We start from the raw sequence: 7,438 nt of genomic DNA, 5'->3' as shown, positions 1-7,438 counted from the left end.
TTTTAACACAAATAACGCACCGCTGAATACTTTTATCATGGGCGATATCTTTAGCTTTTAAAGCGACTCAATTGCCGCCACCAAATTTATTATCTACGGCAAAATTTGAACCGGCCGGATCTCTAACTATATTAAATAATGACAATTTTATTCAGCTCATCAAATTGTTTGAAGTTTTAGAGGCCGCTTTTATCCTACAAAATTGCTTTTATTTTGAGGTTTTTTGAGATGTTAAATTGCTAATAGATACATTATAAACCTGCGTTTTTATGGCCATTTAAGTATTGATAAACATCACAGACCAACATAACGACTCAAGTCCCCAATTTTCCAACTTTCTATCCTTACTTCTATACTTCCATCTTTCCAACCTTGCATCTTTCCATCTTTTCATCTTTCCATCTTTTCATCTTTTCATCCTTCAAACTAGTGTAGCAAGTCACATCTGCGAACTCAGCGAGCCAAACAATCGAGTTCGATTTTGACTACATCAGAGCTTTATTAATAAGAAAATAGATTTACCGTCTCGCTATCATAAACCTCAGTGATTCAAAGAGTGGGAAATTTGCTGATTTTAACAGGTATGTAATTTTGGATGTCTTGGTGTTGTTGATTATTGTCATTTAGACAATACAGAAGACTTATATGCTGTGTTTATCAATTTATTCTTAAAAACTATACTTCAAAATACGTTGATTGCTTGCATATAAGATAATAATCAAAGACCTATATTAAAATAATATAGTGCTCTAGAGCAATTGTTTGCCCAGGTTGAGAATGTTGTCTACTTTTCTTGCCGAGTAAAAACCCCAAGGAGTAAAACATGAATATATTACGAGCATTATGCCTAGCGGTAATGAGTTTTGCATTTTCTCAAAGTGCATTTGCGTTACAGGCCCTACAAATTACTGAACGCCAACCTGGTCATTTAGAAAGTTGGATAGCCCTTAGCATTCTTATTACGTCCGTGTTAACAGCATGGTTTTTAAATCAAAACGCCCCAAAGGTTCGAGTGTTTGGCACCATTTTGGCAGCCTTAGGCTGTTTTGCTATCGCCGCCTGGTTTTTATTCTATGTTCTTGGTACTGGTTTTTTGGAGAACCCTAAGCCCAACCAAACTCCGCTTGATTCAGCCAAACCTGCATTACTGTGGATTCAGGCTATGATGGCATTGGTTTCTGGGGTGGCTTTACTCGCTGTTGCTGTTAAACAAAGTAAAAATACCGAAATATTAGAGCTTAGCGCCGCTAATGAGCCAGACCGCTATGGTCGAGTATCACGTGTTCTTCATTGGACTATTGCGATCCTTTTCTTGGCATTGATACCGATGGGAATATTCGCGTCTATTATTCCCGAGGGCACGGAATATCGCGTTGAGTATTATGTGGTTCATAAAACCATTGGCGTTACAGTTTTAGCCCTTGTGTTAGTGCGTTTATTTTGGAACCGACAGTCGAAGCGCCCAGCATTAGATGCATCCCTGACTTCTAAAGAGCGAAAACTTGCACATCTGGCACACATCGCTCTTTATGTGATGATGATTATGATCCCCATTACCGGCTTTATTATGACCAGCTTCCATGGTGCGCCAACATTTTTCTTCGCTTGGGAACTTGAGCCACTTTGGGGTTTTAGTAAGACAGGTACGATTGTATGGGGAATGTTACATAAATATTTACTTCCCTATCTGTTATATATTGTTTTAGGTGCACATATTTTGGGCGCACTAAAGCATCAGCTTATTGATAAACACACTAACGCTTTCAAGCGTATGGTGTCTTGAATCTCTTTGCACGATTGATTGCTATAGGCTGAGGATATATACGCTGACACAGTCTGCATTGTGTCAGCGCAAGGGATAAGTCGCTTTATTTGGTAGATAAACAAGCCACATTTCATGTAGCACACCTGTTCATATTTACCCAGCTAAAGGCATATGAACCTAGCTTTGATGGCTTATGGCACTCAGAGACCTGTCAGATTACGTTTAGGTTTTGAAATGCTTTTTTAGGATTACGCGCCAACGCATCCGGATCAACCCAACGGATCCTATGTATTTTGCATGAAGTTGGTATTGCGTTTCTTCTTGTATCTGCTGAAATGATTTAAAAACACCCTGATCATTTAAAGTTAAAACGAACACGTTAGATCCTATAAAACGATAACTTATAGATGCTGATATTATAAACGCTGATATTATAAACGCTGATTTATGCATAACTAGGGGTTAGGTTTAGCCCTTCTAGAATTAAGATGAAATAGACAGTCATATAGAAACAAACAATGTAATATTTTGGTTTTTTCCTAACGTTTACGGGGATATTTTTTTATTGAGTGGGCCGTTTCATAAAAGTAGTTAACATGGTCGTTTCGAGGCTCAAGCCACACATATAATTAAGCTGATTTATGTGTAAACAAAGTTAAATATAAAACAAACTGCCTGCACTTTTCATCATACACTTCAACTTGCAGTGGCCCTTAATATTACCAGCTATCTTAAGCTAACTTTAAAATAACCCCTGCGTAATGTTTAGTCGACAATCACCTTGAAGAACATGCATCAATGTCATCTGGCTGAAGGATGTGTGTCTGCTTGGTCAGCAAATATGCGGTGTTGATGTGAGCCTATTCGTTTTGGATAGTGAAATACCAATAGGCTCATTCAATTAAAATATGGGATGTAGCGCAAACATCTTCATTGTTTATCCGTTGTTTATTCGTTGTTTATCTGTTTCATTCAAGCCTTGTAACTGGCTTGATGTGTATTGATCACCGTGTATTCATCAGAAAGAATATTGTCAACGAAATGCCATTTAGCATCGGCACTTTCTGGCGTAATGGTCACAACCATGTATCCTCGTTGATGTAGATTACAGTATGTAAGATCAGCAATTAAGCTACTGAGATTTTCAGCCACGATTGGCGCATTGTCATTGGTCAGTTTTAGATATGATTCCATACCTGGTGAAGAGATCCCAGGAGTGGCAAATTCGACCCCAACAATATTCCCCTCACTATTTTTCAACTCACTGTGCCAAGCATTATGCGTGTCGCCAGCAACTACCACTAAGCGTTTATTTTGAGCATTAAATAAGGCGTAAAGATCTTCACGCTCTTTAGGGTAACCATCCCATGCATCTAAATTATACGGCATCACAGACGCTAATCGTTGCTGTTGTTCTGGGGTAATTGACTCCCCTGCATCAAGGGTGTTTTTTAAGCTTTTTAGCGCGGCAATGCGCACAGGAACATCAGCAATATCACCACCTGCAAATACTTCAACCGGAACCAGCATTTTAGCCATTAAGACCTGTTGACCAAGCATTTGCCATTGGCTACTTGATTGACTCACGGTTTTTTGTAACCAAGACATTTGTTCTTTTCCCAAAAGTGTTCTTTGAGGATTGTGTAAGTCTTGTGAAAATTGTTTTATGTCTATTTGCTTGGTCACGTTATCTTGGTAATCGTCATAGCTTAATTGTTTGTCACGACCAATAACGCGTGTGTCTAACATGTGCAAGCTAAGTAGATTGCCAAAGTCGAAACTGCGGTATATTTCAGGTTTTTGTTCACCATATGGGGGGCGAATGGGTAACCACTCGTAATAAGCTTGAATAGCGGCGGCCCGTCTTGCAAAAAAATCGCCTTCACCATCATTATGATTTTGGGCACCGTTTCTATATGTGTCATTGCACACCTCATGGTCATCCCATACAGCAATAAACGGTGCGGCGGCGTGTAAAGCTTGCAATCCTTTATCGGTGCGATAGATGGCATAACGTTTGCGGTAATCATCTAGACTGATAATTTCATTGGCATTATCTGGTGCCAAGGCGCGACCAATCTCAGCCGCTTTTTCGGTGGCATACCCTCCCATAGGATATTCGTAAATATAATCGCCTAAATGCAGAACAGCATCAATGTCATCTAGCTGTGCAGCATGATGATAGGCGTTAAAATATCCAGCAGGATAATTAGAACACGACACCACAACTAATTTTATTTGTTCTACATTGTTGTCGGGTAGCGTAAGTGTGCGACCCGTTTGGCTGGTATTATTCGCACCGATAAAACGATAATAATAAGCGGTTGCAGGCTTTAACTGTTGCACATCAACTTTGACAGTAAAATCTTGATGACGTTGTGTGGTCACCATACCTGTGCGTAAAATTTGAGTGAAATCACGATCACTGGCTAGCTCCCACGCTAATTGAGCTGTATTGACTTTTACTGCTGGCTGGACTCGCGTCCAAATAATGACCGCACTACTACTTGGGTCTCCACTGGCTACACCATGTTCAAACTCAACATTAGAGAGTTGTGTATGGGGGGTATCATTTGTACATCCAGTCAAGGCAGTAGAAATGGCTATACAGCTGGCTGCAATGCCTGACGATTTAAGAAAATGACGGCGAGAGAATTGGTTCATTGAAAGATCCCGAAATAATGATTAAACATAGTATAAATTAATATTGTGACAAATTTAGCACTGCAAATGGCTAAATTTAATGATGCATGGTGTGCATAGGTGGATCCGTCTCTGGAACCGTTTTAAGCCGTTACCGTCAAACCTAACTATCGACTCATTCAACACAACTTCGAGTATGTGTTAACTGGGTTTCTTTCCTCAGGTGAATAACAAGTCAAAAGACTTCATGTGACATACACGTCTATTAATCATAGCCAACTAGTCTTGATAGCGAAAAAACATATTAGAGCTGAGTGCGGATGATGGATCGTGTCGAGTCGAGTCAATTCAATATCGATAGTGCCTTGGCATTAGCAGACAAATTGATGTGCGCAGTTGAAAGGATCTAAAGTGAAACTAAATGATAATGTGTCAATAAGAATTGAATTGAATTGTTCAAATATTATGTGTGTATAACAGTACATTGATAGATAACATTGACAGACAACATTGCTGCCAAAAAAGCAGTGCTGGTGATGGCACTAGTGTTGTTGAGTCAATAAATCCCAGCAAACATTGTGAGAAAAATAATATGGATTGGTAACATCTGCACAGTGAAAATAAATATGCAGATTAACCACACACCGGACAATTGACATTTTTAGGCACTTTAAAGGTCTGCCAAGTAGAGGTCATGCCATCGAACAGCATCAGTTTATTAACGTGACTTTGTCCGTAGTGACACAACACTTTAATTGCTTCTAATGCTTGCATCGCACCAATAATGCCTACCACAGGGGACATCACACCTGACTCTACACAACTTAAGTTTTGTTCACCAAAGTAAGTACTGATACAAGCATAACAGGCAGTATTTTGTTGCGGCACGATGCTCATCAGCTGTCCTTCCATACGAATTGCCGCGCCTGAAATCAAAGGTGTATGTGACTGATAACACACTTGATTGAGGATATTTCTGCTAGTCAAATTATCAGTACAATCTAATACCAAATCTAGTGATTTCATAAGGTTAAGATAGTCATCTAATTCAAGACGTTTTTGTATAACGTTGATTTTACTATCACTGTTGAGTTGTTCTAATGATGCCTTAGCAGACACACATTTATTGACGCCTACATCTGCTTCACCGTGCAACACTTGACGCTGTAGATTGGTTTTTTCGACGTTATCATCGTCAATTAATGTGATCTCGCCAACACCTGCGGCTACCAAATATTGCGCAGCAGCGCAACCTAAGCCCCCTACCCCAACAATCAGTATTTTGGCATTAAGTAGGATTTCTTGTTTGTCTAAATCGAAGTTAGGCAACACTATTTGCCGGTTGTAACGCATGGCTTGTTCAGTGGTCAGTATTTGTTTAGGCACGTCGACATTTTAATTTAATCATTAACAATGATGAATTTGTACCACTTGGTCAGTGCTCTCGCAATATGCAAATGACTCTGAGAACAGATAACGGTCAAAAAATGCAATTTATCGATGTAAATTGCATCTCATAGCATAGTCACTCTGTCTGTTGCCTGACAAATGTCCAGGTATAGTAAAGTTTGAAACTAGGCATTAAAGATTGGAATTGAACCAATGGTGAATGAAATTATATTTGTCGTAATTCAATGGTTGGTATTCTAATGACAGCAGATCAGACACAGCAGACGTACTAGCGAAGAATAATATGACTGTTTTGCTACTAAAACCCTGCAACACCAACTCCCTCTATCAGTTAGCCATGTGCCACTAGGAAACATGGCGAAAAACCCACAAATTTCTCAGCGAAATGACGCCCAATGGTGATTCAGAATTTTTGCAAGCTCATTTCATTTGTTTACCTTATTGAATAGATATATTATCAGTTTTTTTTGCAGCATCGAGAAGCGAGCATATGCAGAGTCTTAGGCCAATACTTGCTGACAATACAATCAACATTTCATAGTTTAAGAAAAACCCAATGGCAGTTGTTAAGCAGGCTGATATTTTTTTTGGCTGTATTGAATACAAATAAGCCAGAGTTTTGTTGTATTCCAGCAGATGCCTATGCGGACTTGCTTCATAAATTCGAAGATACTGAACTAGGCCAAATTGTAAAGCCGCGTATTGGTCAAGAAGAGGTCGAAGTAAGTCTTGGCTAGTTATAAACAGCTATTTGTTTTTTCTATACAATCGACAAACACCAAAACACGTCACTACCATAATTGCTTGCAGCAAAAGTGATATTCTATTTTCCTAAGGTATAGCTCGAATTTGGTATAATGCTAAGTAGAGTATAATGAGAAGTTAAACGCTATGAAAAAGACCCTCCTGATAATTGGACTCATTGCAGTTTTCGTTACTGCATTTATATGGTCATTACCGGCGCCAATCGATGACGATTTGAATCAAATTGGTAATGGCAAAAAGTCGGTGGTTTTTATTTACGATCTCAATCTAATAGTGAGTAATCAGCAGACAATTGAAATTAATAATGCTAAGGCGAAGCTTGGTGATAGCGTAAATTATTTAGTATCACGCACGGGTTATCCAGCAACAGATAAAATGATTCAAAATTACAAGGCAGAAAGTGCCGAACTCTTGTTCTTTGATGAAAGCGGTGAACTTTTCAAGCGCAAATTTGCACTCGTCAATGCAGCGGATTTAACGATAATATTGGCTAGCGTCGAATAAAACGTCATTAGTATGCAGCTTTGGTCTTCCGCTTTCGCTCTCTTTCCCTTAGCCATAACGAATCACATTGTAATATCACTGACTGAGAAGTTTGTACCATAAACCGCCGTTGAACTTTTGGTCAATCAATGTCAATGACCATATCGATTTTCAACGAACCTGACCCCGCAGGACTTGTTTGTCTAAATCGAAGTTAGGTAACACTACTTGCCGGTTGTAACGCATGGCTTGTCAGTGGACAGTATTTGTTCAGGCACGTCGGCAGTTTAATTTAATCATTAACAATGATGAATTTGTACCACTTGGCCAGTACTCTCGCAATATGCAAATGACTCTGAGAACAGATAACGG

General features: G+C 39.2%; 5 protein-coding genes. 3 read left to right on the top strand and 2 right to left on the bottom strand.

Annotated features, from left to right (window positions below; genetic code table 11):
- The first annotated feature begins 823 nt into the window (after window positions 1-823).
- Complete coding sequence (locus tag QZ562_RS17995; RefSeq protein ID WP_293763253.1) at window positions 824-1,783, top strand: cytochrome b; 960 nt, start codon at window positions 824-826, stop codon at window positions 1,781-1,783.
- Window positions 1,784-2,737: 954 nt separating this feature from the next.
- Here the strand turns inward: QZ562_RS17995 and QZ562_RS17990 are convergent.
- Together QZ562_RS17990 and moeB are read right to left on the bottom strand one after the other, a co-directional pair.
- A complete protein-coding gene (locus QZ562_RS17990; protein ID WP_293763251.1) occupies window positions 2,738-4,429 on the bottom strand; it encodes an alkaline phosphatase D family protein in 1,692 nt (563 codons plus the stop codon).
- 612 nt (window positions 4,430-5,041) lie between these two features.
- Entirely contained in the window at window positions 5,042-5,794 is a 753-nt protein-coding gene (gene moeB, locus QZ562_RS17985) for a molybdopterin-synthase adenylyltransferase MoeB (RefSeq protein WP_293763249.1), read from the bottom strand.
- 536 nt (window positions 5,795-6,330) lie between these two features.
- Between moeB and QZ562_RS17980 the strand changes: the two genes are divergently transcribed.
- Both QZ562_RS17980 and QZ562_RS17975 read left to right on the top strand, forming a co-directional pair.
- Window positions 6,331-6,555 carry a hypothetical protein gene (locus tag QZ562_RS17980; protein ID WP_293763247.1) on the top strand — a complete coding sequence of 75 codons (225 nt, stop codon included), beginning with the start codon at window positions 6,331-6,333 and terminating at the stop codon, window positions 6,553-6,555.
- 154 nt (window positions 6,556-6,709) lie between these two features.
- Window positions 6,710-7,087 carry a hypothetical protein gene (locus QZ562_RS17975; RefSeq protein WP_293763245.1) on the top strand — a complete coding sequence of 126 codons (378 nt, stop codon included), beginning with the start codon at window positions 6,710-6,712 and terminating at the stop codon, window positions 7,085-7,087.
- Window positions 7,088-7,438 lie beyond the last annotated feature (351 nt).

The organism is uncultured Paraglaciecola sp., from assembly GCF_913058035.1.
GTDB lineage: Bacteria > Pseudomonadota > Gammaproteobacteria > Enterobacterales > Alteromonadaceae > Paraglaciecola.
The sequence above is the reverse complement of the archived record's forward strand: the minus strand, read 5'-3'. Positions and strand labels throughout refer to the sequence as shown.